Source organism: Roseovarius sp. MMSF_3298 (assembly GCF_030733705.1).
In the GTDB taxonomy this organism is placed as follows: domain Bacteria; phylum Pseudomonadota; class Alphaproteobacteria; order Rhodobacterales; family Rhodobacteraceae; genus Roseovarius; species Roseovarius confluentis.
In genome coordinates this window covers 1-25,570 of sequence record NZ_JASHIN010000018.1, presented here as the reverse complement: position 1 = coordinate 25,570, position 25,570 = coordinate 1, and the positions used below count along the sequence as shown (strand labels likewise).

Below are 25,570 nucleotides of genomic sequence, written 5' to 3'. Positions count from 1 at the left end.
TCCTATTGCGGGGTGTGTGCTAATCATTGCAGCCCAACAGGCAGAATCAAACCAGAACGAATGACCGGCGAATCGAAACACGAAACAGAGCGCGCTGCCGTCCCCGAGACCGGGCATAAGGTGATCCAGTCTTACCTGAAGACGCTGGATGGCTCGCCCGGGGTCTACCGGATGCTGGGGGCGCAGAGCCAGGTGCTGTATGTCGGCAAGGCGCGGAACCTGAAGGCGCGGGTGTCGAGCTATTCGCGGCCCACGGGGCATACGCCGCGGATCGCTAGGATGATCGCGGAAACCGCGTCGATGATGTTCCTGACCACGGCGACCGAGACCGAGGCGCTGCTGCTGGAGCAGAACCTGATCAAGCAGCTGAAGCCGCGCTACAACGTGCTTTTGCGCGACGACAAGTCGTTTCCGAATATCCTTGTGACCGGGCACGACTTTCCGATGATCAAGAAGCATCGCGGCGCGAAGAAGGAGAAAGGGCAGTATTATGGCCCCTTCGCCAGCGCGGGGGCGGTGAACCGGACGCTGGGGCAGTTGCAGCGGGTGTTCCAGCTGCGCAATTGCAGCGACACGCAGTTCGAGAGCCGCACGCGGCCTTGTTTGCAATACCAGATCAAGCGCTGCACGGCGCCATGTGTGGGGTATATCTCGAAACAGGAGTATGCCGCGCAGGTGAAGGATGCGCAGCGTTACCTGTCGGGGCGGTCGACGGAGATACAGGAGAAGCTGGCCGCCGACATGCAGGAAGCCAGCGCGGCGATGGAGTTCGAGCGCGCCGCGGCCTTGCGTGATCGGATCAAGGCACTGACGCAGGTGCAGACGGCGCAGGGGATCAACCCGCGCACGGTGGGCGAGGCGGATCTGGTGGCGCTGCACCTGGAGAAAGGTCAGGCTTGCGTGCAGGTGTTTTTCATCCGCGCAGGGCAGAACTGGGGGAACAAGGATTTCTATCCGCGCGTCGGTGCGGACGTGGCCGAGGCGGAAGTGCTGGAGGCGTTCCTGGGCCAGTTCTATGACACCAAGGACCCGGCGCGGCAGATCATCCTGAGCCACGAGATCGAGAGCCCGGACCTGATGGCCGAGGCGCTGAGTGGCAAACTGGGGCGCAAGGTGGAACTGCTGGTGCCGCAGCGGGGCGAGAAGGCGGAACTGGTCGAGGCGGCGCTGCGCAATGCCCGCGAAAGCCTTGCGCGGAAGATGAGCGAGAGCGCGACGCAGGCCAAGCTGCTGAAGGGCGTGGCGGAGGCGTTCGACCTGCCCGCGGCCCCGGAGCGGATCGAGGTCTATGACAACAGCCATATCCAGGGGGCGCATGCCGTGGGGGCGATGATCGTGGCCGGGCCCGAAGGGCTGATGAAGAACCAGTATCGTAAGTTCAACATCCGCGGCGACGACCTGACCCCCGGGGATGATTTCGGGATGATGAAAGAGGTCCTGACCCGGCGGCTGAAGCGGCTGATCAAGGAGGATCCGGACCGCGACAAGGGGCTGTGGCCCGATCTGCTGTTGATCGATGGCGGTCAGGGGCAGGTGAGCGCCGTGCATTCGATCATGCAGGAGATGGGCGTGCGCGACCTGCCGATGGTGGGCGTGGCCAAGGGGCTGGACCGCGACGCCGGCAAGGAAGAGTTTCACCGGATGGGCAAGCGGCCCATGGCGCTGCGCCACAACGATCCGGTGCTGTATTTCATCCAGCGGCTGCGGGACGAGGCGCACAGGTTTGCCATCGGCACGCACCGGGCAAAGCGGACCAAGGCGGTCAGTGCCTCACCGCTGGACGAGATCGCGGGGGTGGGCGCGTCGCGTAAACGCGCATTGCTGGCGCATTTCGGGTCGGCCAAGGCGGTGAGCCGGGCGAACTTGGCAGATCTCAAGGCTGTGGACGGCGTCTCGGCCGCGCTGGCGCAGAAGGTCTATGACCATTTCCACGAGAAAGGCTGAGCGGATTTCGACGCGGGCTGCGCCCGCCCCGACCGGCTGGGGGCGCTGCCCCCAGACCCCCTGAGTATTTCGGGAACGATGAAGCCGTGGAAACCTGATCAGGGCTTTCGGACGGGGGCGGTTCGCACTACTTAGAGCGTATGACGTGGAATCTTCCGAATATTCTGACCGTGTTGCGGTTGTTGGCGGCCCCGGCGCTGGCGGTGATGTTTCTTTACTTCAACCGCCCGTGGGCGGATTGGTTTGCGCTGGTGCTGTTCGTCGGCGCGGCGATCACGGACTGGTTCGACGGCTACCTGGCCCGGGCGTGGAAGCAGACGACCAAGCTGGGCACGATGCTGGATCCGATCGCGGACAAGGCGATGGTTGTGATCGCACTCGCGGTGATCCTGGGGTACTCGTCGATGTCGCCGTGGCTGGTGCTGCCGGCGACGATGATCCTGTTCCGGGAAGTGTTCGTGTCGGGCCTGCGGGAATACCTGGGCGATACGGCGGGAACGCTGAAGGTGACCAGGCTGGCCAAGTGGAAGACCACGTTGCAGATGGTGGCGATTGCGGTGCTTTTTGCGCAAGGTGTTTTCCTGCACTATTTCGGCATGTCCAGCATGGGCATGGATGAACAGATCGTGGCCGATGTGTTGGCGGGTCGCGAAGAGGATCTGCATGGGCTGCGGTGGAAATTCGACGGGATGGTCGTCACCGGCCATGTTGGGCTGTGGCTGTTGTGGCTGGCCGCCGGGCTGACGCTGATCACCGGCTTCGACTATTTTCGCAAGGCGATGCCTTACCTGAAGGACTGAGCACATGGACGTTCTATACTTCGCATGGGTGCGGGAGCGGATCGGGCGCCCCAAGGACAACATCGAAACCGGGGCCGCGACGGTGCGGGACCTGGTCGAGGAGTTGCGGGCGCGGGAGGCGCGCTACGAGATGGCGTTCGCCGATCTGGATGCGCTGCGGGTGGCCGTGGACCAGGAGCTGGCGGATTTCGATGCGCCGCTTGCGGGGGTGCGCGAGGTGGCATTCTTTCCGCCGATGACGGGGGGCTGAGGCCTTGGACATCCGTGTGCAGGAAGAGGCGTTCGACCTTGGCGCAGAGGTCAACGATTTCACCAGCCGGCAGAGTGGCATGGGCGCGGTGGTGAGTTTCACCGGGATCGTGCGGGATATCGCGGCGGGCCTGGAGGCGATGCAGATCGAGCATTACCCGGGGATGACCGAGAAGGCGCTGGCCGGGATCGCGGAGGAGGCAAGCGCGCGCTGGAGCTTGGGCGATGTGCTGGTCATTCATCGCCATGGTGCGCTGGCCCCCGACGAGATGATCATGATGGTCGCCACGTCCTCGCCCCACCGGGCGGATGCGTTTCAGGCGGCGGAGTTCCTGATGGATTACCTGAAATCCCGCGCGCCCTTCTGGAAAAAGGAAGTGACGCGGGACGGCGCCGATTGGGTGGATGCCAAGGACGCCGACGAGGATGCGCTGAGCCGCTGGTGACGCAAGGTTCGCGTTGACCGCAGCGGGCCGTGCATGGAGAGATTTGCCCGTCGGGACAGCGAAAGGTGCGTCATTCCATGAACGAGATCATCGAGAGTTATGTCGAAACGCTGAACCCCAAGGCGAAGGGGGCCATTCGCGGCACCGCGAAGCTGGTGATCGAGGGTGCGGGCAGCGTGATGCTGGACGAGACTGGCGCAAGGGCGGGCGACGAGGACGCCGACGTGGTGCTGATGGCCAGCGATGCGGTCTTTCGCGACATCCTGTCGGGCGAGCAGAACCCGGTGATGGCCTACATGTCGGGCAAGCTGAAGGTCGAGGGGAATGCGCAGCGGGCGCTGAAAGTCAGCGGGATCCTGACCGGGTGAGGCCCGGACAGGGTGTGCTGGTAAACGGCAGCGTCCGCGCCCTGAGGCCTTGTGGCGGTCGCTTGCAAAGCTGTGCTAATCCCGTTCCTGGTACCACGATTTCAACGAAACAGAAGCATCCATGAACTCGGATTCCTTTTTTGGTCTTGATCCCTATCACATTGCGCTGGCGGTGACCGGGGTGATCGTCATCAGCGCGCGGTGGCTGCCGCGGCTGGTGTCCCGCGCGGAGCCGGTGTTTGCGCCGCTGATGATCCTGTTCGGGGCCGGGGCCGCCATGCTGATCCCAGCCGCGGCTTTCATGCCTGACCCGCGCGAAGCGCCGCTGCTGTGGGAAAAGATGAGCGAGCTGGCCGTGATCGTGGCGTTGTTCGGGACGGGGATGCGGATCGACACGATCAGGCCCTGGCGCAAGTGGAGTCCGACGGCGCGTATGCTTGGCATCGCCATGCCATTGACCATCGCCGCCGTGGCTCTGCTTGGCGTCAGCCTGGAGGGCCTGACCGTGGCCGGGGCGATCCTCTTGGGGGCAGTCATCGCGCCCACCGATCCGGTGCTGGCGGCCGATGTGCAGGTCGGTCCGCCGCAGGAAGGCCGGGAGCATCCCGTGCGCTTTACCCTGACGACGGAGGCGGGGCTGAACGACGGGCTGGCGTTTCCGTTCGTGTATCTGGGACTGATCGTGGCCGCGGAAGGCCTGAACCCGGGTGCCTGGGCGCTGGACTGGCTGGTTTGGGATGTGTTCTATCGCATCGCCGTCGGGATCGTCGCCGGATGGGCCGGTGGCCGCGTGCTTGCTTTCGTGCTGTTCTCGGTCCCGCGGAACGCGCCGCTGGCCGACACCGGATCGGGGGTGGTGGCACTGGCCGGGGTGCTGTTGTGCTATGGCTCGACGGAACTGGTGGAGGGCTATGGGTTCATCGCCGTTGCCGTGATGGGGCTGACCCTGCGGCGAGAGGAAAAGGACCACCGATTTCACCGGCGCCTGCATGATTTCACGGAATCGATCGAACATGCGCTGACCGCCCTGTTGCTGGTCGCGCTGGGGACGGTCCTGCCGCTGGTGCTGGCCGATCTGACCTGGCGCCATGTGGTCATTGCGCTGATCCTGATCTTGGTCATCCGGCCCGTATCAGGCTGGCTGAGCCTGATGGGGTCGCATATGCCGCACCGGGACCGGGCGGTGGTTGCCGTCTACGGGGTGCGCGGGATCGGCTCGATCTACTACCTGTGCTACGCGATGAGCCATATAGATTTCGTGAACGAGAGTGAGCTTTGGTCGCTTGTCGGGTTGGTCATCCTGCTGTCCACGATCCTGCACGGTTTCAGCGTCAACTGGTCGATGCGGAGGATCGAGGATTGACGGTCTTTCGCCGCGCGGCGCGGGGTCTCGTGTGATGCGAACCCTCTGCCCCATTTGCCCTTGGAAATTGGCATGTTTCGACGCGCCGCACTGAACGTGGGGGGCTGACCCGCCCGGCTTTTGCAGCGAATCGTGACAAAATTGTTAACCGTGCTATCCTTTAAACTCTGGAGGGAGTTTATGCGATGGCAGTACCGGCACAGGTGACTTGGGCAAACACTTCGACGAAACCGGGGACGGATATCCGGCAGCTCGGGGGGTATGTGAAGAAATTCTTTGGCAAGGCGCCGTGGCAACTCAGGCCCGAAGACGCGATTGCCAGCATCGAACACGACGAGTGGCGGTTCTATGTCGAGTTGGACGGCGAGAAAGTCTGGCTTGAGGTCGAGGAAGATCCGCAGGGGCAGAAAAAGCTGAGCCTGTCCGGCGAGGTTCTGGCCGAAGAGGTTTTCGGATCGCTGCCGGACAAGCCGACCCAGTGAGGCCGCGCGGCTTGTCCCGGGGGCGAGCCCTGAAATTCCAATCATGACGATGTTCGATGGCCGTCCTGTGCAATATGCCGCCGGGTGCGTGTTTCGGGCTGTGGCCGGCGCGACATCGCCGCTTTCATTTCACACCGATCTGCTGTATGGGCGCACCTATCTGAAACGTGACGCCTTAGACCCCGGCGCATGAGATGATGGAGGGGTCGGTGGCAATGGGGCCACCAATGTAACGGAGGACCCGGGATACGCCCGGGAGGGCCTCCAGCTAGGAAACGATAGATGTTCAAAGAAGTGAAAAAATCGATCCAGTGGGGCGAGGATACGCTGACACTGGAAACGGGCAAGGTTGCCCGTCAGGCGGATGGCTCGGTCATCGCCACCTACGGGGAAACCTCGGTCATGGCGAACGTGACCTTTGCAAAAGCCCCGCGTGAAGGTCAGGATTTCTTTCCGCTGACCGTTCACTACCAGGAGAAATACTATTCCGCGGGCAAGGTGCCCGGCGGCTTTTTCAAGCGTGAGGCACGGCCCACGGAAAAGGAAACCCTGACCGCGCGCCTGATCGACCGTCCGATCCGCCCGCTGTTCGTGCCGGGTTTCAAGAACGAAGTGCTGGTGATGTGCACCGTGCTGAGCCATGACCTGGTCAACGACCCGGATATGGTGGCGATGATCGCGGCCAGCGCCGCGCTGACCATTTCGGGCGCGCCCTTCATGGGGCCGATCGCGGGCTGCCGTGTCGGTTTCACCGATGGCGAGTACGTGCTGAACCCCGAGGTCGACGACATGCACGACCTGCGCAACAACCCCGAGCAGCGGCTCGACCTGGTGGTTGCGGGCACGAAGGGTGCCGTGATGATGGTGGAATCCGAAGCCTACGAGCTGTCGGAAGAGGAAATGCTGGGCGCGGTGAACTTCGCGCATGAGCAGATCCAGCCGGTGATCGACATGATCATCGACCTGGCCGAGGACGCTGCGAAAGAGCCGTTCGACTTCCAGCCGCCGGATTACAGCGACCTTTACGAGGCCGTGAAGGCGGCGGGCGAAGACAAGCTGGCCGCGGCCTACAAGATCCAGGACAAGCAGGAACGCACGAGTGCCGTTTCGGCCGCCAAGGAAGAGATCAAGGCATCGCTGTCCGAAGAGCAGCTTGAAGATCCGAACCTGGGCTCCGCTCTCAAGAAGCTGGAAGCGTCGATCCTGCGCGGTGACATCGTGAAGTCCGGTAAGCGGATCGACGGCCGGAGCCTCGACGAGGTCCGCCCGATCGTTTCGGAAACCGGCCTGCTGCCGCGGACGCATGGCTCGGCCCTGTTCACCCGTGGGGAAACGCAAGGTCTGGTCGTGACCACGCTGGGCACCGGCGACGACGAGCAGATCATCGACGCGCTGCACGGCAACTTCCGTTCGAACTTCCTGCTGCACTACAACTTCCCGCCCTACTCGGTCGGCGAAGCGGGTCGCGTGGGCCCTCCGGGACGGCGTGAAATCGGTCACGGCAAGCTGGCATGGCGCGCGTTGCAGGCGGTGCTGCCGGCGGCGACGGATTTCCCCTACACGATCCGGGTCGTCAGCGAGATCACCGAGTCGAACGGCTCGTCCTCGATGGCGTCGGTCTGTGGTGGGTCATTGTCCATGATGGACGCCGGTGTGCCGCTGAAGGCGCCGGTGGCCGGCGTGGCCATGGGCCTGGTGCTGGAAGACGACGGTTCCTACGGCATCCTGACCGACATCCTTGGGGACGAGGATCACCTGGGCGACATGGACTTCAAGGTGGCGGGGACCGAAGCCGGTATCACGTCGCTGCAGATGGACATCAAGGTCGCAGGCATCACGCCGGAGATCATGCAGAAGGCGCTTGAGCAGGCGAAGGCCGGCCGGTTGCACATCCTGGGCGAGATGGCCAAGGCGCTGACCGAAGCGAGCGAGTTCTCGGTTCACGCACCGCGCATCGAGACGATGCAGATCCCGACCGACAAGATCCGCGAAGTGATCGGGTCCGGTGGCAAGGTGATCCGCGAGATCGTCGAAGTGTCGGGCGCCAAGGTCGACATCAACGACGAGGGTGTCATCAAGATCGCGTCGCCCAACGGCGAGGCCATCCAGAAGGCATACGACATGATCCATTCGATCGTGGCAGAGCCGGAAGAAGGCAAGATCTACAAGGGTACGGTCGTGAAGATCGTGGACTTCGGCGCCTTCGTGAACTTCTTCGGCAAGCGCGACGGGCTGGTGCATGTCAGCCAGATCGAGAACCGCCGCCTGAACCATCCTTCGGACGTTCTGAAGGAAGGCCAGGACGTGTGGGTCAAGTTGCTGGGCTTTGACGATCGCGGCAAGGTGCGCCTGTCGATGAAGGTTGTCGATCAGGAGACCGGCGAGGAAGCCAAGAAAGAAGAGCCTGCGGACGAGTAAAATCCGCGGTCTTTGAGAAACGGAAAGCCCCGGTGGAAACGCCGGGGCTTTTTTGCGGGAAAGTGACGCGACGTCACAGCCAAAGGTAAGGTTTTCCCTACGGGTCAAAGCCCGTGTTTTTTCCGATACACCGCTCAGCCGCTCCGCGGTTAGAATACGGGTACCGGAAGGGTATCCGGCTGCGCTGTCACTCACGGATCATGCGCGTCGGAGGGGGTCCCGGTCAACGAACCGGGGCCCTTTGGATTTTCCTTGTTTCTAAAGCCGCATAAAGGCAGGTGCGCGGAGAGGGCCGCGCCTGCCAGCGATGCAGCGGGCCTCGCGGTAGGTCAGGATCGGCAGTGCCGCGCGATAGGGTGCGGTACCGGCGGCGCGACGGATCGCGGCGGCTTCTTCGATCAGCCAGTCCTCTGTCATCACGCCGGGCAGGATGGTTTCGCAGGGTGCGCCGCCCTCGGCCAGGACAAGCTGATGATCCTTGAGCAGAAGATGGACGTAGGTCACGGAGCGGCAGGGCGCGAAGGTGATGCCGGGCTGGCCCACCAGCGCCTTGGCGGGCACCAGTACCTCTTGCGTGCCGAAGAGCAGCTCGGCCTTCCACGCGCGGATCGCGACGCGATGCTGTTGGGACAGACGCAGTGGGCGCGTGTTGCCGAGAACGCCGGGGGCGAAACGGACCGGACAGGCGGGCCCGTCGCCCGCCATGCGCCGCGCGCCTGCCCAGAGGATGCGCCGGGGCGCGGCATCGCGGGTCAGCACCCGGTCACCGGGACGAAGATGCTCGACGGGCCGGGCGCCGGACGGGGTTTCGAGCAAGGTACCGCCGGCGAAACAATTGACCGTATGGGTATAGCTGGCGTTCTGGTCGGAGGTGAAAAACTTGGGCGGCTGGCCGTTGGTGAAATTGTCGAAGTACCAGGTTTCCAGATCGAAGCCCGGCGACCAGATGACCTGGGCCGGGTCGCCGTTGCCATCCGTCCCTTCGAACACGATGATGCCGCCATCAGCCGGGGCCGGGTCGCTGCGGATCACGACCGCGTCGTCGAGCAGATGCGTGCCGCCGGGGCCGGAATACTGAACATCGTAGGTCTCGCCCAGTTCGAACAGGTTGGGGCCGCTGTCGCTCGCGTTCGAGGTGACGATCAGGTCCTGCGAGCTGTTGGGCGGATAGTCGAAGGACGATTGCCCGGGCGCGTCGTTGACGTTTGCCCCGGTCGCAACCGCGAATTCGTTGTCTATGCCGTAAAACGTCTTGGTCATGCCCGCCACTCCGAGAGGCGAGCATCACGTCAAGAGCCTAAGGCGATGTTGATTACCGAAAGGAAAATACGGCGGATTTGACTTAAACCGGCAGGGCCGTGGTTTGCAGCACCGTGCGCAGCGCAAAGCTGGATTGCATGGTGGCCACACCGGGCAGGCGGGTGAGATACTGGCGGTGGATGCGGGCGAAATCCTCGGTGTCCTCGACCGCGAGTTTGAGCAGATAGTCTGCGGTGCCCGCCGTCAGGTGGCATTCCAGCACATTGGGGATGCGGGCCACGGCGGTCTCGAACGCGTCGAGCACATCGTCTGCCTGGGTCGTGAGGGTGATCTCGACGAAGACGGTGGTGGGCACCCCCATGCGGCGCGGGTCCAGAAGGGCGACATAGCCCTTGATGTAGGCTTCGGTTTCCAGCCGCTGCACCCGGCGATGACAGGCCGAGGGCGAGAGGTTGACCGCCTCGGCCAGGTCGGCGTTGGAGATGCGGCCGCGTTTCTGCAGAACGGCAAGAAGGCGACGATCCATCGTGTCGAGGGTCATTCGGGGCAAAACCTTTTGGTGAAACGCCAGTGCTTCGAAGAATATTCCGGTTTCTACAGCAAGCACGGGCAAAATATCAAACCCCTTTCAATGAGGCCGCTGTATTCTAGTCTATAGCGCAAAGAGGAGTGCGACATGAAAATCGGATGCCCGACTGAGATCAAACCGCAGGAGTTTCGCGTGGGGATGACCCCCAACGCCGCCGGAGAGGCCGTGTCCCATGGTCACGAGGTCATCATCCAGTCCGGCGCCGGCAAGGGCGCGGGGTTCGAGGATGCGGATTATGTCGCCGCCGGGGCCACGATCATCGACACGGCGGAAGAGGTGTTTGCCACCGCCGACATGATCGTGAAGGTCAAGGAACCGCAGGCCGGTGAGCGCAAGATGCTGCGCGAAGGGCAGCTGCTGTTCACCTACCTGCACCTGGCGCCCGATCCGGCACAGACGAAGGATCTGCTGGAAAGCGGATGCACGGCGATTGCCTATGAGACCGTGACGGACGAGCGCGGCGGCCTGCCCCTGCTGGCGCCTATGTCGGAGGTTGCGGGCCGCCTGGCGCCGCAGGTGGGCGCCTACACGCTGCAGAAAGCCAATGGCGGGCGCGGCGTGCTGATGGGCGGCGTGCCCGGTGTGGGCCCGGCCAAGGTGCTGGTGATCGGTGGCGGTGTCGTGGGCACGCACGCGGCGCGGATCGCGGCGGGCATGGGCGCGGACGTGACCGTGCTGGACCGCTCGCTGCCGCGTCTGCGGTATCTCGACGACGTGTTCTCGGGTACTTTCAACACCGGGTATTCGTCGCAAGGCCTTCTGGCCGAGCATCTGGAGCAGGCCGACATGGTGATCGGCGCGGTTCTGATCCCCGGGGCCGAAGCGCCCAAGCTGGTGAAGCGGGCACAGTTCGCCGACATGAAGCCGGGCGCGGTGCTGGTGGACGTGGCGATCGACCAGGGCGGGTGTTTCGAGACCTCGAAGGCCACCACCCATGCCGACCCGATCTATGATGTCGACGGGATCATGCATTACTGCGTGGCCAACATGCCGGGCGCCGTCGCGCGGACCTCGACCATCGCGCTGGGCAACGCGACGATGCCGTTCATGCTGGCGCTGGCGGATAAGGGGTGGAAACAGGCCTGTGCCGATGATCCGCACCTGCTGAACGGTCTGAACGTGCATGCCGGGCAGTTGACGTATTTTGCCGTGGGCAAGGCGCTGGGGATCGACGTGATCTCGCCGCAGATGGTTGTGAAAGGGTAGGGTCTGCGTGGGTTGTCACCCACCCTACGCTTGATTGCCGCACTCGGCACTAGACCTACTGCTCGATATCCGCGCCGCCCTCTTCGGTGCGTTTGGCGATGAAGGCGTCGATGGCCTCCAGCCGGTCTTGCGCCAGGGCCGGGTCCTCGTGCGCGGCGAGCGTTTCGAAAAAGATGCGGTTGGCACGTTCGGTCGTGTCCACCGCACCCCGGTCGCGGTAGTTCTCGTAGTTTGACCAGTCGGACAGGAGCGGCGAATAGAAGGCCGTCTCGAACCGGTCCAGCGTGTGCTGCGTGCCGAAGAAATGGCCGCCGTGGCGCACGTCGGCGATGGCGTCATAGGCGAGCGTGGCCTCGGTGACCTCGACCGGCTTGAAGAGTTCAGCGAACATTTGCAGCACTTCGACGTCGATGATGAACTTCTCGACCGAGATGGTCAGCCCGCCTTCGAGCCAGCCTGCGCCGTGCAGGATCAGGTTGGCGCCGCCCATCAGGGCGCCCCAGAGCGACATCTGCGATTCGTAGGCGGCTTGCGCATCCGGCGCGTTCGAGGCTGTCGGCGCTGAGGAGCGTAGGGGGACGTTGTAGCGGCGCGCAAGCTGGCCCGAGGCGAAGGCGGCCTTGACGTATTCCGGCGTGCCGAAGGCGGGCGCGCCGCTGCGCATGTCGACGTTGGAGGTGAAGCTACCGTAGCAGACGGGCGCGCCGGGACGGACGATCTGGGACAGGCACAGACCTGCCAGCGTCTCGGCGTTCTGCATGACCAGCGCGCCGGGGATGGTGACCGGGGCCATGGCGCCGGCCAGCGTGAAGGGCGTGAGGATCATCATCTGGCCCGCGCGGGCTGCGTCGATGATGCCGCGGCACATCAGGGCGTCCAGTTGCAGGGGCGAGTTGGAGTTGGCAACGGAATAGCTGACGCAGGTATTGGGGAAGTCGTCCTTGCCGAGGCCGTGGGCGAGGCGCAGGATCTCGTAGCTGTCGGCGATGGCCTCGCGCCCGCGGAAATAGACGAAGGGGATCTTTTCGGTCAGGGCCGCAATGGAGCGGGTCATGTGCAGGTGGCGCAGGCCGAGGGCAATGTCCTGCGGCTCGACCACCGGACCGATGAAATGGATCACGTCGAACGCCTGCGCGATCTTGCAGAAATTGTCGTAGTCCGCCTGCGTGCCGGGGCGGCGGCCGCCCTGCAGGTCGGAACAGTTGGGCGAGCCGGCGGAGGTCGTGATGCCGACGTTGGGCCCGCCGAGGGTCTGCGTGCGGGTGGGGTTGCGGCTGTGCAGGGTGACGTCTGGCGGCGCGTGGGCCATGAGCGCCATCAGCGCGCCGGGGTCGAAGCGGATGATTTTGTCATCGACTTCGGTCATCCCGGCGGAACGATAGAGGGCGCGGGCCTCGTCATTCAGAACCTTGATGCCGATGTCGCGCAGGACCCTGAGGGAGGTTTGGTGGATCGCCTCGATCTCGTCGGCGCTGAATTGCTCGATGGGCGGATAGGGACGCTTCCACTGGCGCCAGGCGGCGTCGAACGCGTGTTCGGCGGCATTGGCGCGCTTGGCGGCGCGGCCACGGCGGCCGCCGGAGCGTTGGGTGTTCATGATTTTTGTGCCCCGCGCATCAGGATGTCGCGATAGGCGTTGGCCGTGCCCGGGTTGATGTCGCGCCCGGTGAAGCAGCGGAAATAGGCCTCGAGATAGCTCATTCGCTGGGCGTCGGTTTCGCCCGCTGCGATGTCGAGCGCGTAATAGGTGATCTGGGTGAAGCAGATCACGCGGGCGCGGATGAACGCTTCGGGCTGGGGATAATCGAAGCGTTGGAACATGGCGGCCACGGCGTCGATCCGGGCGTCATCCTCGGCCTTGAGGCGCGCGCGGAGGGCGTCGTCGTAGCGGGCCCAGTTGCGGATCGCCTGATCGAGCGCCGGGTCGAAGCGGCGGTGATCGGTCCAGACGGCGAAAAGAGCGAGGATGCCGTCGTCGAGTGTCTCGGCTTTGGAAACCGCGTCGACGATAACGCCGGTGTTGCGGGAGCGCCATTGGTGAACAAGCGTGTCGAGGAGCGATTCGCGGGAGTCGAAATGCCAGTAGAAGCTGCCACGCGTGACACCGAGGCTGCGGGACAGGACGGTGATCTGGATTGCGTCGACGCCACTGTCGATCAGCAGGCGCAGGGCTGCGTCGATCCAGTCATCGCGGGTCAGACGGGTTTGTCGGTCTTCTTTCTGCGTGACTTGCATCGGGGTCTCTGTACAGGGCTGTATGGTTGAATACAGGGTTGTATGGTTGTCGTCAATCTTGAGGGAGAGGCTGCTACCGAAGGCCATCAAAATCAAGCGTTTGCCGCAGGACGACACGACCAACGGGTGGAGCGCGATTCTGCCCGACCGCACCGCGCATGCGCCAAACGTGTGGTCGGCGGTGTGCCAGAACGCGGTGGGCGTGACCAAGGGGACATTCGGCGGGGTGCTGGTTGCGGGACCTGGCGTGCGGGCTCGGTTCGAGTGGGAGCTTTTCACCAATCGGCACGAAGCCTGAGTTGATCGGTGGCGCATGGCTGGATACGGTGGGAAAAGGGCCGGGTCCGGGCCTCCTCCCTCCGATCGGGGCAGCATGTTTGGTGCAGGGCCGCTGAGTTTCGACACTTTTCGGGATGCGTTTGCGCATGAGGAGGGGCTGCACGGGGCGCATCCGCGAGGAGAGACGACATGCGGCTGAGTGCCCCTGTTTTCAGACTTAAGAGAGACGCAAAGAAACTGGCGCGGGACCGCTCCATGCCGTTGCACGTGGCGCTGGACGAGGTTGCGGTGCGCGAAGGGTTCCGAAGTTGGAGCCACATGATGGAGGCGCGGCCCGTGGCGACGCTGGCGGCGCAGGTGCGTGCCGGGATCGCGCCCGGATCGCTGGTTGTGCTGGCGGCACGGCCCGGGCAGGGCAAGACGCGGCTGGGCCTTGAACTGGCGCAGGAGGCGGTGCGGGCCGGGCAGCGGGGGTGGTTCTTTACGCTGGATTACACGCGCCGGGACGTTGCCACGCTTCTGGATGAAGGCGAGGCCACGGAATGTACCGTGGATACATCGGACGAGATATGCGCGGCGCATATCCTGGCCTCTACGGGGGATGCGGGGCGGGGCGACGTGATCGTGATCGACTTCCTGCAGCTCCTGGACCAGAAGCGGGTGCATCCGCCGTTGCAGGAACAGTTGGAGGACCTGAAGCGCCATGCGCAAGCAACCGGGGCCATTATCGCCGCGATTTCCCAGGTAGACCGGAGGTTCGATGCCGAGACCGGGGACGTGCCGGGCTTTGACGATCTCAGGATGCCGAACCCGGTGGACCTGTCGCTGTTCGACCGGGGCTGCTTTCTGTACGGTGGCGAGGCCCGGTTGCTGCACACGGCGTAATGTCGTTTTGCGACCTTTCTGAGGTCGCTTTTGGACCGCGCGGCTTGGCCCCAGCGGCTCTATGGTCATACAAACAAGAATAACCGTAGAGCCAGCCGGGGGCATCGCCATATGGGCCGATTTATCCTGCGCCGTGTCGGGGTGATGTTTCTGACGGCGCTTTGCCTGACGTTCATCGTCTTCTTCCTGACCAATCTTTACCCGAACCTGGAAAAGATGGCGAAGACCGAGGGCAACATGCGGATGTCGGATGCCGAGGTCGAAAGCTATCTTCAGAACAACGGGTATTTGCAGCCGACGCTGGTGAAATACGGCCAGTGGCTGGGCGTGCTGCCCGGGTATGTCATCGAAGGGACGGACGGGAAGGTGCGGGCGAAATGCGCCACGCCCGAGACGCCCGTAGAGCAGGCGCCGGCGTTTTGCGGCGTGTTGCAGGGGAACTGGGGCTATTCCAACCGTCTGAAGAAAGACGTGGACGTGGTGATCGGCGAGAAGCTGGCGCTGACCGGCATCCTGATGTTCTGGGTGATGCTGCTGATGGTGCCCTCGGCGCTGATCCTCGGGGTGTTGGCGGGGATGCGGGAAGGCTCAAAACTGGATCGGACGTTGTCGACCTTTTCGATCGGCACGACGGCGACCCCGGAATACGTGTCGGGTGTTCTGTTCATCGCCGTCTTCGCCAGTTCCGCCGTGGGGTTGAAGTGGTTCAAGGGCACGGCGACCAGTGCGATGGACAATATCACCTTCGAGAATTTCTTTCTGCCGGTGCTGACCATCGCGGTTTACGGCATGGGGTATATCGCGCGGATGACGCGGGCCAGCATGGCCGAGGTCATGACCTCGCAATATATCCGAACGGCGCGGCTTAAGGGTGTGAGCTTTCCCAATATCGTGATGAAACACGCGTTGCGCAACGCGCTGATCGCCCCTTTCACGGTGATCATGTTGCAGTTTCCCTGGCTGCTTAACGGCGTGGTGATCGTCGAGACGCTGTTCAACTACAAGGGCTTCGGCTGGGCGCTGGTGTTGGCGGCGGGGAACAATGACATCGAACTTTTGCTGGGAATCTCGGTGGTTTCGGTCGTCGTGGTGCTGGTGACGCAGCTGATCTCGGACATCGGGTATGTCTACCTGAACCCGCGTATTTCGGTCAGCTGAGGGGAGGAGAGCGGACATGGACCCCTTGAGCTGGAGCGGGATCCTCTTGCAGATGGTGCAGCAATTCGCGGCGCCGCTGATCGCGGTGGCGGTGACCTTTGTGGTTTCCTTCGTGTTCAAGCGCAGGCTGGGCCTTTACGGCAAGCTTTTTGACAGCGTGATCGGGATGATCGGGCTGGCGCTGGTGCTGTTCTGGGTGTTCACGGCGTTCTTCGCCGGGCCGCTGGACATGGTGGGCACGCATGACCCGCTGGACCAGTCGGCGATGATGAAAAAGGCACTGCCCGGCGAGCCCTATACCAAGCTGATCGGCGAGCCGGACCCGAACGCGGGGGAGCATTACCTGCTGGGCGGGGACAACCTGGGCCGCGACGTGTTCAGCCGGGTGGTGGATGGCAGCATCAAGGTGATGCTGATCGCGCCGTTCGCGACGATCTTCGCCTTCATGGTCGGGATCACGCTGGGCCTGCCGGCGGGGTATTACGGCGGGCGGTTCGACACGGTGCTGAGTTTCCTGGCGAACCTGGTGCTGGCCTTTCCGGTGATCCTGCTGTTCTACCTGCTGGTGACGCCGGAGATCAAAGAGACGCTGATCCCGCGAATCATGGCGGGCACATTGTTCATCTTTCCAATCGTTTTCCTGACGGTGCTGTGGAATTCGCGGTTCCGAACGCAGGCGTCTAAGCGTAACCTTTACGTTGGCATCACCTTGGTCATGGGGACGTGGGTGTACCTGGGCATCGCTTGGGATGCGGACCCGACGGGGATCATCATCTTTCCGCCCAACCTGCTGGTGGTGTTCGTGTCGGTAGTATTCGTGAACTCGCCCACGGTGTTCCGGATCGTGCGCGGGCTGGCGCTGGACATCAAGACGCGCGATTACGTGGCCGCCGCGCAGACGCGGGGCGAGGGGCCGTGGTACATCATGCTGTGGGAGATCCTGCCCAATGCGCGCGGGCCGCTCTTGGTCGATTTCTGCCTGCGGATCGGGTACACCACGATCCTTCTGGGGACGCTGGGTTTCTTCGGTCTGGGGCTGGAAAGTGAAAGCGCCGACTGGGGCAAGATGATCATCGACGGGCGGCGCCTGCTGTCGGCCAATATCCTGCATATCGCCATTCCGCCTGCGCTGGCGCTACTCAGCCTCGTTCTGGGGCTGAACTTCCTGGCGGACGGGCTGCGGGAAGAGAGCTTGAGGGATTAGGGACCAACCCGCCCCGGACCCCGATCCGGGGCCTCTGGCGGCGAGGTCCCGGGGCAGGCCCGGGACGGGATTTCGAGAGGGACATGAGAGATGTCGAAACTGCAAGCGCATGACAGACCCATTTTGGAGATCGACAGCCTGTCGATTTCCTTCTTCACGCGGCTGCGGGAAATTCCTGCGGTGATGGATTTCTCGGTCTCTGTGCAGCCGGGCGAGGCTGTGGGGCTGGTGGGCGAGAGCGGTTGCGGAAAGTCCACGGTCGCGCTGGGCGTGATGCAGGATCTGGGTGTGAACGGACGGATCGTGGGCGGCACGATCAAGTTCAAGGGGCGCGACCTGAGCCAGATGAGCGCCAAGGAGTTGCGCGATATTCGCGGCAACGAGATCGCGATGATCTACCAGGAGCCGATGGCCAGCCTGAATCCGGCGATGAAAATCGGCAAGCAGCTGATCGAGGTGCCGATGATCCACGAGGGTATCGGCGAGACGGAAGCGTGGCAGCGCGCGCTGGACGTGGTGCGGGACGTGAAACTGCCCGATCCAGAGCGCATCCTGAAATCCTTTCCGCACCAGTTGTCGGGCGGGCAGCAGCAGCGGATCGTGATCGCGATGGCGCTGATGTCCAAGCCGTCGCTGCTGATCCTCGACGAGCCGACGACGGCGCTGGATGTTACCGTGGAGGCCGCCGTGGTCGAGCTGGTGAAGGACCTCGGCAAGAAATACGGCACGTCGATGCTGTTCATCAGCCACAACCTAGGGCTGGTGCTGGAAACCTGCGACCGGATCTGCGTGATGTATTCCGGCGAAGCGGTGGAGACGGGCAGCATCCGGGACGTCTTCGACAAGATGCGGCATCCCTATACGCAGGCGCTGTTCCGGTCGATCCCGCTGCCCGGGGCGAACAAGAACGCGCGTCCGCTGGTGGCCATTCCGGGGAACTTTCCCCTGCCGCACGAGCGGCCGCTGGGATGCAACTTCGGCCCGCGTTGCGATTATTTCAAGGAGGGGCGCTGCAACCGGGCGGAGGGCCTTCCGATGTCGCCCGTGCCGGGGGACGAGCGCCATGCGTCGCGCTGTCTGCGGTTCGAGGAGATCGACTGGACCGCGCCGGTGAAGGCCAGCGTGACGACCGAGGCGACCGAGAAGGGCGAGGTCGTGCTGAAAATGGACAAGCTCAAGAAATACTACGAGGTGGCGGCGAACGCGCTGTTCGGAACAGGCGGCGACACCAAGGTCGTGAAGGCGAACGAGACCCTGAGTTTCGAGGCACGGGAGAGCGAGACGCTGGCCATCGTGGGCGAGTCGGGCTGTGGGAAGTCGACCTTTGCCAAGGTACTTATGGGGCTGGAGACGGCGACGGACGGACAGATCCTGCTGGACAATCGCAATATCGAGCGCACGCGGATCGAGAGGCGGGACACCAAGACGGTGGCCGATATCCAGATGGTGTTTCAGAACCCGTTCGATACGCTGAACCCGTCGATGACCGTGGGGCGGCAGATCATCCGCGCGCTCGAAGTATTTGGCGTGGGCAAAAACGATGCCGAGCGGCGGGCGGAATTGATGCGACTGCTGGACCTTGTGAAACTGCCGCGTGAATTTGCAGACCGGATGCCCCGGCAGCTGTCCGGCGGGCAGAAGCAGCGCGTGGGGATTGCGCGGGCCTTTGCCGGGGGCGCGCGGATCGTGGTGGCGGACGAGCCGGTGTCGGCGCTGGATGTCAGCGTGCAGGCGGCGGTGACGGACCTGCTGATGGAGATACAGCGCGAGAAGAAGACGACGCTTCTGTTCATCAGTCACGACCTGAGCATCGTGCGCTACCTGAGCGACCGGGTGATGGTGATGTACCTGGGCCACGTGGTGGAACTGGGCACGACGGAGCAGGTCTTTGCGCCGCCCTATCATCCCTACACCGAGGCGTTGCTGTCGGCTGTGCCGATTGCCGATACCAGCGTCGAGAAGACGCATATCGTGCTGGAAGGCGACGTGCCGTCGGCGATGAATCCGCCCTCGGGCTGTCCGTTCCAGACGCGGTGCCGGTGGAAATCCCAGGTGCCGGCGGGTCTGTGCGAGGTCGAGGTGCCGCCGATGCGAACGCTGGATGACGGTCACCAGCTGAAATGTCATCTGGCCGAGGTGAAGCTGGCCGAGATGGAGCCGGTGATCAAGGTCGCGGCGGAGTAGCCTGCTTCAGAGTGGGAAGAAGATGCTGATCGCGAAACTGGCCGTCAGGCCGACGATGATGTTCATCGGCACGCCAACCTTGAGAAAATCGGTGAATCGATAATTGCCCGCGCCGTAGACCAGCGTGTTGGTCTGGTACCCGATGGGCGTGGCGAAGCTGGCGCTGGCTGAGAACATGACGGCGACGACAAAGGCCCGGGGATCGACTCCCAGCTGGCTGGCCAGTGCCACGACGATGGGTGTGAAGATCACGGCGACGGCGTTGTTGGTCACCACCTCGGTCAGGATCGAGCCGACCGCGTAGATCGCCAGCAGGGTCAGGAAGGGTGGCATGCCCTCGAGCCAGGGCGTGAGCGCGGCAACGAGCAGTTCCACCGCGCCGGTATGGTCCAGCCCGGCGCCGACGATCAGCATGGCGAAGATCAGCACGAGGATCGAGCCGTCGATGGAGGACCACGCCTCGTCACTGTCGATGCAGCGCAGCACGAGGATGGCGGCGACGCCCACGAGGGCGAGGATGCCGATGGGCATGACCTCGAACGCGGCGAGGCCGACGATGCCCAGGAGCGCCAGGATCGCAACCGGGGCCTGCTTGCGGCGGAAGGCGCGCCCGCCCGGTTCGCTGACCGAGACGACATCGCCGGACTTGCGCAGCTCCTCGAAGCCGTCGGCGGTGCCTTCGAGCAGCAGCTTGTCGGCGGGACGCAGGCGCACGCCTGACAGATCGGCGCCGGCGATGTGCCCGGCACGGAACGCGCCCAGCACGCGCATTCCGGCCCGGCGTCCTAGCGCGAGGTCGGCGATGCGGACCCCGGTGCTGCGGCGCGAGGGGGTGACGATGGCCTCGGCCACGCGGATTTCGGCCTCGGGGTCAAGTTCGACCGAGCGGCGCAGGCCGACGCGCAGGCCGGGCGTTTCGGAGAAGGTCAGGATCTCGGAGGTGGGGGCGAGCAGGATGACGGCATCGCCACGGGCGATGACCTGATCGGACAGGTCCCTGCGCACGATCTGGCTGCCCCGGCGCAGGCCGGTGACGCGGATGCTGTTGCGCTGGAAATCGGCGATCTCGGACAGGGGCATCCCGATCATGGGGGAGTCGGCCAGCACCGTGATCTCGGACAGAAAGGCGGTCTCGGAGGTCTCTGCCTCGTCCTTTGATCGGCGGTCGGGGAGCAGGAAGCGGCCCAGCAGCACCATCGCCGCACCGCCGACGATGGCGACGACAATGCCGACCGGGGCGATTTCGAAGATCGAGAACGGCTCCAGCCCGGCCTCTCGCGCGACGCCGTCGACCAGAAGGTTGGTCGAGGTGCCGATGAGCGTGCAGGTGCCGCCCAACACCGCGGCATAGGAGAGCGGGATCAGCAGGCGTGTTGCGGCGATGTTGAGGCTGCCTGCCAGGCGCATGACCACGGGGATCAGCACCAGCACGACCGGCGTGTTGTTGATGAAGGCCGAGGCGGCGATGGTGGCGAAGATGAAGATGCCGATGGCCAGAAGTGGACGGTCCTTGGCCCGGCCGATCACCAGACCGGCGATGGCATCCAGCACGCCGGTGCGCACCAGAGCGCCGGAGACCACGAACATCGCGGCAATGGTGATGGGCGCGGAGCTGGAAAAGACGTCCATCACCTCGTCCGTGGGCACGAGGCCGAGGATGATGAAGAGCGCGGCGGCGCCGGCGGCGGTCACTTCGGGCGGGTATTTTTCAAGCGTGAAGGCGACGAAGAGAAGCGCGAGGATGACAAGCGCGATGACAGGGGCGTTGGCCCCGATGATGTCGTACATTTCCGCAACCTGGAACGAGATACTCTGCGGCGGAGCATAGGCCTGTTCGGTGCGATGACCAGAGGGATTCGCGCAGCGAGCGGCAGGGTGCCGAGCTGCGGCAGGCGAGCCCTTTTACAAGAGCCCGCCAGACGGGGTGTTGCGGTGGTGTGGCCTTAGCGGGCCTTCAGCGCGTCGCGGATTTCCACGAGCAGGTCGATCTCGTTGGGGCCGGGGGCCTCTTCCGGGGCTTCTTCCTTTTTCTTGAAGGCGGCGTCCTTCACCTTGTTCACGTAGCGCACCAGCATGAACACGACGAAGGCGATGATCAGGAAGTTGATCACGGCCATGACGAACGCGCCCCAGGCGAAGACGGCGGCACCGGCCTCGCGCGCGGCTTCCAGCGAGGCGCCTTCGGCCACGTCGCCCGAAAGGACGGTGTAGTTGTTGGTGAAGTCCAGCCCGCCGGTCACGAGCCCGATGATCGGATTGATGAGGTCGGCGACCATGGACGAGACGATGGCGGTGAAGGCCGCGCCGATGATGATGCCGACGGCCATATCCATGACATTGCCGCGGGCGATGAAGTCTTTGAATTCGCTTAGCATATCAGTGTCCTCTTTTCATAACGAGGCTGTTGCCGCCTCTGCCGGAATTTTCATTAGCACAGGTTATTTACAGAGTGTGACGATTTGTTTGGGGAAAGATGCGGGGTCTCTCCCCGAGATTGACTTTTACCGACCCCTCGCGGACGGTCGCTTTGGGTGCAGGCAAGGGACGACGATGACAAACCGGCAGAATGGCACGATCGTGGGGATCGACGTGGGCGGGACGTTCACCGACCTCGTGCAGCTTGATCCTGCCAGCGGCAAGGTGCGGTTGGCCAAGGTGCCGACCACGGTGGAGAACCAGGCCTTCGGCGTGATGGATGCGCTGGCGGCGGCCGAGGCCGAGCTGGCGGCGATCGACCTGATCGTGCATGGCACCACCACGACGACGAACGCGGTGCTGGAACGCAAGCTGAGCCGGACCGGGCTGATCACCACGCAAGGCTTTCGTGACGTGCTGGAACTGGGGCGGCGGACACGGCCGCAAGCCTATGGCATGACGGGGCAGTTCACCCCGATCATCCCGCGCGACCTGCGGATCGAGGTGCCGGAGCGGGTGGATGCCGCTGGAGACGTCGTCGTGCCGCTGGACGAGGATGCGGTGCGGACGGCGGCGGCGCGTTTGCTGGCCGAGGGGTGCGAGGCGGTGGTGGTGCATTTCCTGCATGCCTATGCCAACCCGGCGCATGAGCTTCGCGCCGGGGAGATCATCGCCGAGGTTTGGCCCAACGGGCACATCACCCTGGGCCATGCGATCTTGCAGGAAAGCCGGGAATACGAACGCGGCGTGACGGCGGCGGTGAATGCCAGCGTGCAGCCGATCCTCGACCGCTACCTGAAGCGTTTGACCGACAGCCTGTCGGAGGGCGGATACGACCGCGACGTTCTGGTGATGAACGGGAATGGCGGCATGGTGTCGGCGCGGCTGGTGGCGCGGGAGGCGGCGAAGACGGTGATGTCGGGGCCGGCCTCGGGCGTGATGGCGGCGGCCTATACGGGTCGGCAGGCCGGGTTGGTGAACCTTATCACCTATGACATGGGCGGCACCTCGACCGACGTTGCGCTGATCCGGGGGGCGGAGCCGCCGGTGTCGAACGAAATCGAGATCGAGTACGCGATGCCGATCCACGTGCCGATGGTGGATGTGCGCACGGTAGGGGCCGGGGGCGGGTCCATCGCGAAGGTGAACGCCGCTGGATTGCTGGATGTGGGGCCAGAGAGTGCCGGGGCCGACCCGGGGCCAATCTGCTACGGGCGGGGCGGGACACGGCCCACGATCTCGGACGCGAACCTGATCCTGGGGCGGCTGGATGCGGCCAGGCTGGCCAAGACCGGCGCGGTCGCGGCAGGCGACGTGGCGCAGGCTTTTGCCCGGGAACTGGCCGAGCCGCTGGGTCTGGACGTGACGGAGGCGGCGCTGGCGGTGATCCGGATGGCGAATACCAAGATGGCGGGGGCCATTCGCATGGTGTCGCTGTCGCTGGGGGCCGATCCGCGGGATTTTGCCCTGTTTGCCTTTGGTGGAGCGGGGCCGCTTCATGCTTGCGCGCTGGCGCGGGAGTTGGGCGTGCCGCGTGTGCTGGTGCCGGCCCGGCCGGGGATCACCAACGCGCTGGGCTGCGTGGTGGCCGACCTGCGGCACGACTTCGTGCAGACGGTGAACCGGCCCGTGCATGCGCTGGAGGCGGGCGAACTGGCGGCGGTCTTCGCCGGGCAGGCGGCGGCGGGCAAGGCGATGCTGGACCGCGAGCGCGTGGCGATGACCGGGGTGCGGCATGTCTATAGCGTGGACATGCAGTTTGCCGGGCAGACGCACCTGTTGCGCGTGCCGCTGGAGCGGCCGGACGTGATGCCGGAGGAGCTTCAGTCGTTGTTCGAGGATGTCTATTTTGCGCGCTTCAAGGTGCGGCTGCCCGAGATCCGGGCGCATGTGGTGAACGCGAATTGCTCTGTCATCGGAGAGCGGGCGCCGCTGGATTTGTCGGTGCTTGTCGATCCGGCGGGGCGGAAGGCGACGCTGGAAGAAGCCCGGCAGGGATCGCGGCGCGTGCGGTTCGAGGACGACTGGCACGAGACGCCGATCTATTGGCGCGACCACCTGCCGCTGGAGTTCTGTCTGGAAGGGCCGGGCATCGTGGCGCAGATGGACACGACCGTGCTGATAGAGCCGGGCTGCGTGGCGGCGGGAGACGCGCATGGCAATATCCTGATCTCCGTGGGAGAGGCGCCATGACGATGGATCCGATCACGCTGTCGGTTATCCAGGCCGGGTTGCAGCAGGTCTGCGACGAGATGGACCTGGCGTTTTCACGGGCCGCGTTTTCGCCAGTGATCGCCGAGGCGAATGACCGTTCGGACGGGATATACGCCGCTGCCGATGGGGCGTTGATCGCGCAGGGGGCGGGTGGCCTGCCGGTGTTCGTCGGCACGATGCAATATTCCACGGCCACGCTGATCGAGATGATCGGGGATGGGCGCGTGGGCGCGCCGGCGCCGGGGGATATCTATATCGTCAACGATCCCTATCTGGGGGGCACGCATTTGATGGACGTGCGCTTTGCGCGGCCTTTCTATCGCGGGGATCGCCTGTTCTGCTGGCTGTCGAATACGGGGCATTGGCCTGACACCGGCGGTGCGGTGCCCGGCGGGTTTTCGGCCAGTGCCACGGCGGTGGAGCAGGAAGGGCTGCGCCTGCCGCCGGTGAAGCTGTTCAAGCGGGGGCAGATGGATGCGGAGATCTACAGCATCATCTGTTCCAACATCCGGGTGGCGGACCAGCGGATCGGCGATGTGCGGGCGCAGGCCGCGGCTTTGGATCTGGGGGCCGAGCGGCTGGGCGCGCTGATGGACCGCTATGGCGATGAGGTGGTCGAGGCGGCGATTGAAGCGTTGCGGGACCGCGCGGCGCAGCAGATGCGACGGTTCATCGGGGAGATTCCGGCGGGGGCGTACGAGGCCGTTGCGTGGATCGACAGCGATGGCGTTGTGGATGAGCCGCTGGCGATCCGCCTGAAGGTCACGCGGGAGGCCGAGCGGCTGGTGTTCGATTTCACCGGGTCGGCGCCGCCGTGCCTGGGGCCGATGAATTCGGTCCGAGCAACGACCCTGAGCTCGGTCTACCTGGCGATGCGGCATATCTTTCCCGACGTGCCGATCAGCTCGGGGGCGTTCGAGCCGCTGGAAGTGACGGGGATCGAGGGTACGTTCCTGGATGCGCAATATCCTCGCCCGGTGTCGGGATGCGCCGCAGAAGTGAGCCAGCGGATCGCGGAGGCGGTGTTCGCCGCATTGGTTCAGGCGCTGCCCGAGCGGGTGACGGCGGCACCGGCGGGAACAAGCGGAAACTTCGCGCTGGGCGGGCATGACCCGGCGAAAGGGCGGGATTTCGTGATGTATCAGCTGTCCGGCGGCGGTTATGGCGGCTGGGACGATGGTGACGGGATCACCAATGGCTGTTCGACCATCGGGATTTCCAAGGCGCCGCCGGTGGAGATCATGGAGCAGGCCTTTCCGGTGCTCTACCACCGCTATGCGCTGCGCGAAGGGTCAGGCGGGGCGGGCCGAATGCGTGGCGGGTTCGGCCTTGATTACGAGGTGGAACTGCGGCGCGGTCAGGCCAAGGCGAGCTTTGTCATGGATCACGGGCGGTTCGGGCCTCAGGGCGCGATGGGCGGCGGCGACGGTGCGCCGAACGAGGTGACGGTGTGGCGGGGCGACGTGCCCTATACGCCGGTGCATTTTTCGAAGGAGCAGGACATTCCGCTTGAGCCCGGCGACCGGGTGCGGGTGAAAACGCCGGGCGGTGGCGGGTACGGGGACCCGATGCAGCGGGAGCCGGCGCTGGTGGCCGCGGATGTGCGGCTGGGGCGGTACAGCGTCGAGGAGGCGGAGCGGCTCTTTGGCGTGGTCATCGAGGAGGGCGTGGTCGACAAAGTGGCGACGACGCAGCGGCGGTTGGGGTGAGGCTGGCCGCGCGATCGCCGGACCGCGGGATGGCGATCTGACAGATATTCAAGGAACTTTATCGCTGCCAGATCCGCGAAACCTCGCACTGGCGCGCCCACCTCCGCCAATCGCCAGCCCGTCCGGGCGGTCTGGCGATCGCGCGGCGGGGGGGGGGGGGGG

At 64.5% G+C, this 25,570-nt stretch carries 22 protein-coding genes; 16 read left to right on the top strand and 6 right to left on the bottom strand.

Features of this window, described 5'->3' with window-relative positions; all coding sequences use genetic code 11:
* The first annotated feature begins 60 nt into the window (after nt 1-60).
* From uvrC to pnp, 8 genes are all read left to right on the top strand, one after another.
* Nucleotides 61-1,944: an excinuclease ABC subunit UvrC gene (gene uvrC / locus RBB18_RS15675; RefSeq protein ID WP_306112362.1), complete on the top strand. Its 1,884-nt coding sequence runs from the start codon at nt 61-63 to the stop codon at nt 1,942-1,944.
* Nucleotides 1,945-2,084: 140 nt separating this feature from the next.
* Entirely contained in the window at nt 2,085-2,744 is a 660-nt protein-coding gene (gene pgsA / locus RBB18_RS15670) for a CDP-diacylglycerol--glycerol-3-phosphate 3-phosphatidyltransferase (protein WP_103763532.1), read from the top strand.
* Between the two features lie 4 nt (nt 2,745-2,748).
* Nucleotides 2,749-2,994 (top strand): molybdopterin converting factor subunit 1, encoded by a 246-nt coding sequence (gene moaD / locus RBB18_RS15665; RefSeq protein WP_103763531.1) that lies wholly within the window; start codon nt 2,749-2,751, stop codon nt 2,992-2,994.
* Between the two features lie 4 nt (nt 2,995-2,998).
* Nucleotides 2,999-3,439 (top strand): molybdenum cofactor biosynthesis protein MoaE, encoded by a 441-nt coding sequence (locus RBB18_RS15660; protein WP_103763530.1) that lies wholly within the window; start codon nt 2,999-3,001, stop codon nt 3,437-3,439.
* A 77-nt stretch (nt 3,440-3,516) separates the two neighbouring features.
* Nucleotides 3,517-3,807, top strand: a complete 291-nt coding sequence (locus RBB18_RS15655) for an SCP2 sterol-binding domain-containing protein (protein WP_306111696.1) — start codon at nt 3,517-3,519, stop codon at nt 3,805-3,807.
* 121 nt (nt 3,808-3,928) lie between these two features.
* A complete protein-coding gene (locus RBB18_RS15650) occupies nt 3,929-5,170 on the top strand; it encodes a sodium:proton antiporter (protein ID WP_306111695.1) in 1,242 nt (413 codons plus the stop codon).
* Nucleotides 5,171-5,355: 185 nt separating this feature from the next.
* Complete coding sequence (locus RBB18_RS15645; RefSeq protein WP_103763527.1) at nt 5,356-5,652, top strand: hypothetical protein; 297 nt, start codon at nt 5,356-5,358, stop codon at nt 5,650-5,652.
* A gap of 282 nt (nt 5,653-5,934) precedes the next feature.
* A complete protein-coding gene (pnp, locus tag RBB18_RS15640; RefSeq protein ID WP_306111694.1) occupies nt 5,935-8,070 on the top strand; it encodes a polyribonucleotide nucleotidyltransferase in 2,136 nt (711 codons plus the stop codon).
* Nucleotides 8,071-8,328: 258 nt separating this feature from the next.
* On the opposite strand, the gene RBB18_RS15635 is transcribed toward pnp, so the two are convergent.
* Both RBB18_RS15635 and RBB18_RS15630 read right to left on the bottom strand, forming a co-directional pair.
* Complete coding sequence (locus RBB18_RS15635) at nt 8,329-9,330, bottom strand: Hint domain-containing protein (protein ID WP_306111693.1); 1,002 nt, start codon at nt 9,328-9,330, stop codon at nt 8,329-8,331.
* 82 nt (nt 9,331-9,412) lie between these two features.
* The gene (locus RBB18_RS15630; protein ID WP_306111692.1) at nt 9,413-9,871 is read right to left on the bottom strand and encodes an Lrp/AsnC family transcriptional regulator; all 459 of its coding nucleotides are present in this window, start codon (nt 9,869-9,871) and stop codon (nt 9,413-9,415) included.
* 135 nt (nt 9,872-10,006) lie between these two features.
* Between RBB18_RS15630 and ald the strand changes: the two genes are divergently transcribed.
* On the top strand, nt 10,007-11,125 hold the full coding sequence (ald, locus tag RBB18_RS15625; protein ID WP_103763523.1) for an alanine dehydrogenase: 1,119 nt from the start codon (nt 10,007-10,009) through the stop codon (nt 11,123-11,125).
* A gap of 55 nt (nt 11,126-11,180) precedes the next feature.
* Here the strand turns inward: ald and RBB18_RS15620 are convergent, their stop codons facing one another.
* Both RBB18_RS15620 and RBB18_RS15615 read right to left on the bottom strand, forming a co-directional pair.
* A complete protein-coding gene (locus RBB18_RS15620; protein ID WP_103763522.1) occupies nt 11,181-12,722 on the bottom strand; it encodes a trimethylamine methyltransferase family protein in 1,542 nt (513 codons plus the stop codon).
* Nucleotides 12,719-13,360 carry a TetR/AcrR family transcriptional regulator gene (locus RBB18_RS15615; RefSeq protein WP_306111691.1) on the bottom strand — a complete coding sequence of 214 codons (642 nt, stop codon included), beginning with the start codon at nt 13,358-13,360 and terminating at the stop codon, nt 12,719-12,721. The genes RBB18_RS15620 and RBB18_RS15615 overlap by 4 nt, the downstream gene beginning before the upstream one ends.
* 100 nt (nt 13,361-13,460) lie before the next feature.
* Here RBB18_RS15615 and RBB18_RS15610 point away from each other — a divergent pair, with 100 nt between their 5' ends.
* From RBB18_RS15610 to RBB18_RS15590, 5 genes are all read left to right on the top strand, one after another.
* Complete coding sequence (locus tag RBB18_RS15610; RefSeq protein WP_306121257.1) at nt 13,461-13,658, top strand: hypothetical protein; 198 nt, start codon at nt 13,461-13,463, stop codon at nt 13,656-13,658.
* 170 nt (nt 13,659-13,828) lie between these two features.
* Nucleotides 13,829-14,524, top strand: a complete 696-nt coding sequence (locus RBB18_RS15605; protein ID WP_306111689.1) for a DNA helicase — start codon at nt 13,829-13,831, stop codon at nt 14,522-14,524.
* Nucleotides 14,525-14,635: 111 nt separating this feature from the next.
* Nucleotides 14,636-15,682: an ABC transporter permease gene (locus RBB18_RS15600; protein WP_306111688.1), complete on the top strand. Its 1,047-nt coding sequence runs from the start codon at nt 14,636-14,638 to the stop codon at nt 15,680-15,682.
* Between the two features lie 16 nt (nt 15,683-15,698).
* Nucleotides 15,699-16,886 (top strand): ABC transporter permease, encoded by a 1,188-nt coding sequence (locus RBB18_RS15595; RefSeq protein ID WP_306111687.1) that lies wholly within the window; start codon nt 15,699-15,701, stop codon nt 16,884-16,886.
* 90 nt (nt 16,887-16,976) lie between these two features.
* Nucleotides 16,977-19,070 (top strand): ABC transporter ATP-binding protein, encoded by a 2,094-nt coding sequence (locus tag RBB18_RS15590; RefSeq protein WP_306111686.1) that lies wholly within the window; start codon nt 16,977-16,979, stop codon nt 19,068-19,070.
* A 6-nt stretch (nt 19,071-19,076) separates the two neighbouring features.
* On the opposite strand, the gene RBB18_RS15585 is transcribed toward RBB18_RS15590, so the two are convergent.
* Complete coding sequence (locus tag RBB18_RS15585) at nt 19,077-20,858, bottom strand: SLC13 family permease (protein WP_306111685.1); 1,782 nt, start codon at nt 20,856-20,858, stop codon at nt 19,077-19,079.
* A gap of 155 nt (nt 20,859-21,013) precedes the next feature.
* A complete protein-coding gene (gene mscL, locus RBB18_RS15580) occupies nt 21,014-21,445 on the bottom strand; it encodes a large conductance mechanosensitive channel protein MscL (protein WP_103763514.1) in 432 nt (143 codons plus the stop codon).
* Nucleotides 21,446-21,620: 175 nt separating this feature from the next.
* Between mscL and RBB18_RS15575 the strand changes: the two genes are divergently transcribed.
* On the top strand, nt 21,621-23,678 hold the full coding sequence (locus RBB18_RS15575) for a hydantoinase/oxoprolinase family protein (protein WP_306111684.1): 2,058 nt from the start codon (nt 21,621-21,623) through the stop codon (nt 23,676-23,678).
* Complete coding sequence (locus RBB18_RS15570) at nt 23,675-25,408, top strand: hydantoinase B/oxoprolinase family protein (protein WP_306111683.1); 1,734 nt, start codon at nt 23,675-23,677, stop codon at nt 25,406-25,408. Before RBB18_RS15575 ends, RBB18_RS15570 begins: the two co-directional genes overlap by 4 nt.
* Nucleotides 25,409-25,570 lie beyond the last annotated feature (162 nt).

What these genes read in the sequence shown, in the direction of transcription:
- RBB18_RS15655 (WP_306111696.1), top strand. Translation starts at nt 3,517, where the DNA reads ATGAACGAGATCATCGAGAGTTATGTCGAAACGCTGAACCCCAAGGCG.
- RBB18_RS15600 (WP_306111688.1), top strand. Translation starts at nt 14,636, where the DNA reads ATGGGCCGATTTATCCTGCGCCGTGTCGGGGTGATGTTTCTGACGGCG.
- RBB18_RS15575 (WP_306111684.1), top strand. Translation starts at nt 21,621, where the DNA reads ATGACAAACCGGCAGAATGGCACGATCGTGGGGATCGACGTGGGCGGG.
- RBB18_RS15605 (WP_306111689.1), top strand. Translation starts at nt 13,829, where the DNA reads ATGCGGCTGAGTGCCCCTGTTTTCAGACTTAAGAGAGACGCAAAGAAA.
- RBB18_RS15635 (WP_306111693.1), bottom strand. Translation starts at nt 9,330, where the DNA reads ATGACCAAGACGTTTTACGGCATAGACAACGAATTCGCGGTTGCGACC.
- RBB18_RS15630 (WP_306111692.1), bottom strand. Translation starts at nt 9,871, where the DNA reads ATGACCCTCGACACGATGGATCGTCGCCTTCTTGCCGTTCTGCAGAAA.
- RBB18_RS15650 (WP_306111695.1), top strand. Translation starts at nt 3,929, where the DNA reads ATGAACTCGGATTCCTTTTTTGGTCTTGATCCCTATCACATTGCGCTG.
- RBB18_RS15570 (WP_306111683.1), top strand. Translation starts at nt 23,675, where the DNA reads ATGACGATGGATCCGATCACGCTGTCGGTTATCCAGGCCGGGTTGCAG.
- mscL (WP_103763514.1), bottom strand. Translation starts at nt 21,445, where the DNA reads ATGCTAAGCGAATTCAAAGACTTCATCGCCCGCGGCAATGTCATGGAT.
- ald (WP_103763523.1), top strand. Translation starts at nt 10,007, where the DNA reads ATGAAAATCGGATGCCCGACTGAGATCAAACCGCAGGAGTTTCGCGTG.
- RBB18_RS15595 (WP_306111687.1), top strand. Translation starts at nt 15,699, where the DNA reads ATGGACCCCTTGAGCTGGAGCGGGATCCTCTTGCAGATGGTGCAGCAA.
- pgsA (WP_103763532.1), top strand. Translation starts at nt 2,085, where the DNA reads ATGACGTGGAATCTTCCGAATATTCTGACCGTGTTGCGGTTGTTGGCG.
- RBB18_RS15615 (WP_306111691.1), bottom strand. Translation starts at nt 13,360, where the DNA reads ATGCAAGTCACGCAGAAAGAAGACCGACAAACCCGTCTGACCCGCGAT.
- uvrC (WP_306112362.1), top strand. Translation starts at nt 61, where the DNA reads ATGACCGGCGAATCGAAACACGAAACAGAGCGCGCTGCCGTCCCCGAG.
- RBB18_RS15590 (WP_306111686.1), top strand. Translation starts at nt 16,977, where the DNA reads ATGTCGAAACTGCAAGCGCATGACAGACCCATTTTGGAGATCGACAGC.
- RBB18_RS15645 (WP_103763527.1), top strand. Translation starts at nt 5,356, where the DNA reads ATGGCAGTACCGGCACAGGTGACTTGGGCAAACACTTCGACGAAACCG.
- RBB18_RS15585 (WP_306111685.1), bottom strand. Translation starts at nt 20,858, where the DNA reads ATGTACGACATCATCGGGGCCAACGCCCCTGTCATCGCGCTTGTCATC.
- RBB18_RS15620 (WP_103763522.1), bottom strand. Translation starts at nt 12,722, where the DNA reads ATGAACACCCAACGCTCCGGCGGCCGCCGTGGCCGCGCCGCCAAGCGC.
- pnp (WP_306111694.1), top strand. Translation starts at nt 5,935, where the DNA reads ATGTTCAAAGAAGTGAAAAAATCGATCCAGTGGGGCGAGGATACGCTG.
- moaD (WP_103763531.1), top strand. Translation starts at nt 2,749, where the DNA reads ATGGACGTTCTATACTTCGCATGGGTGCGGGAGCGGATCGGGCGCCCC.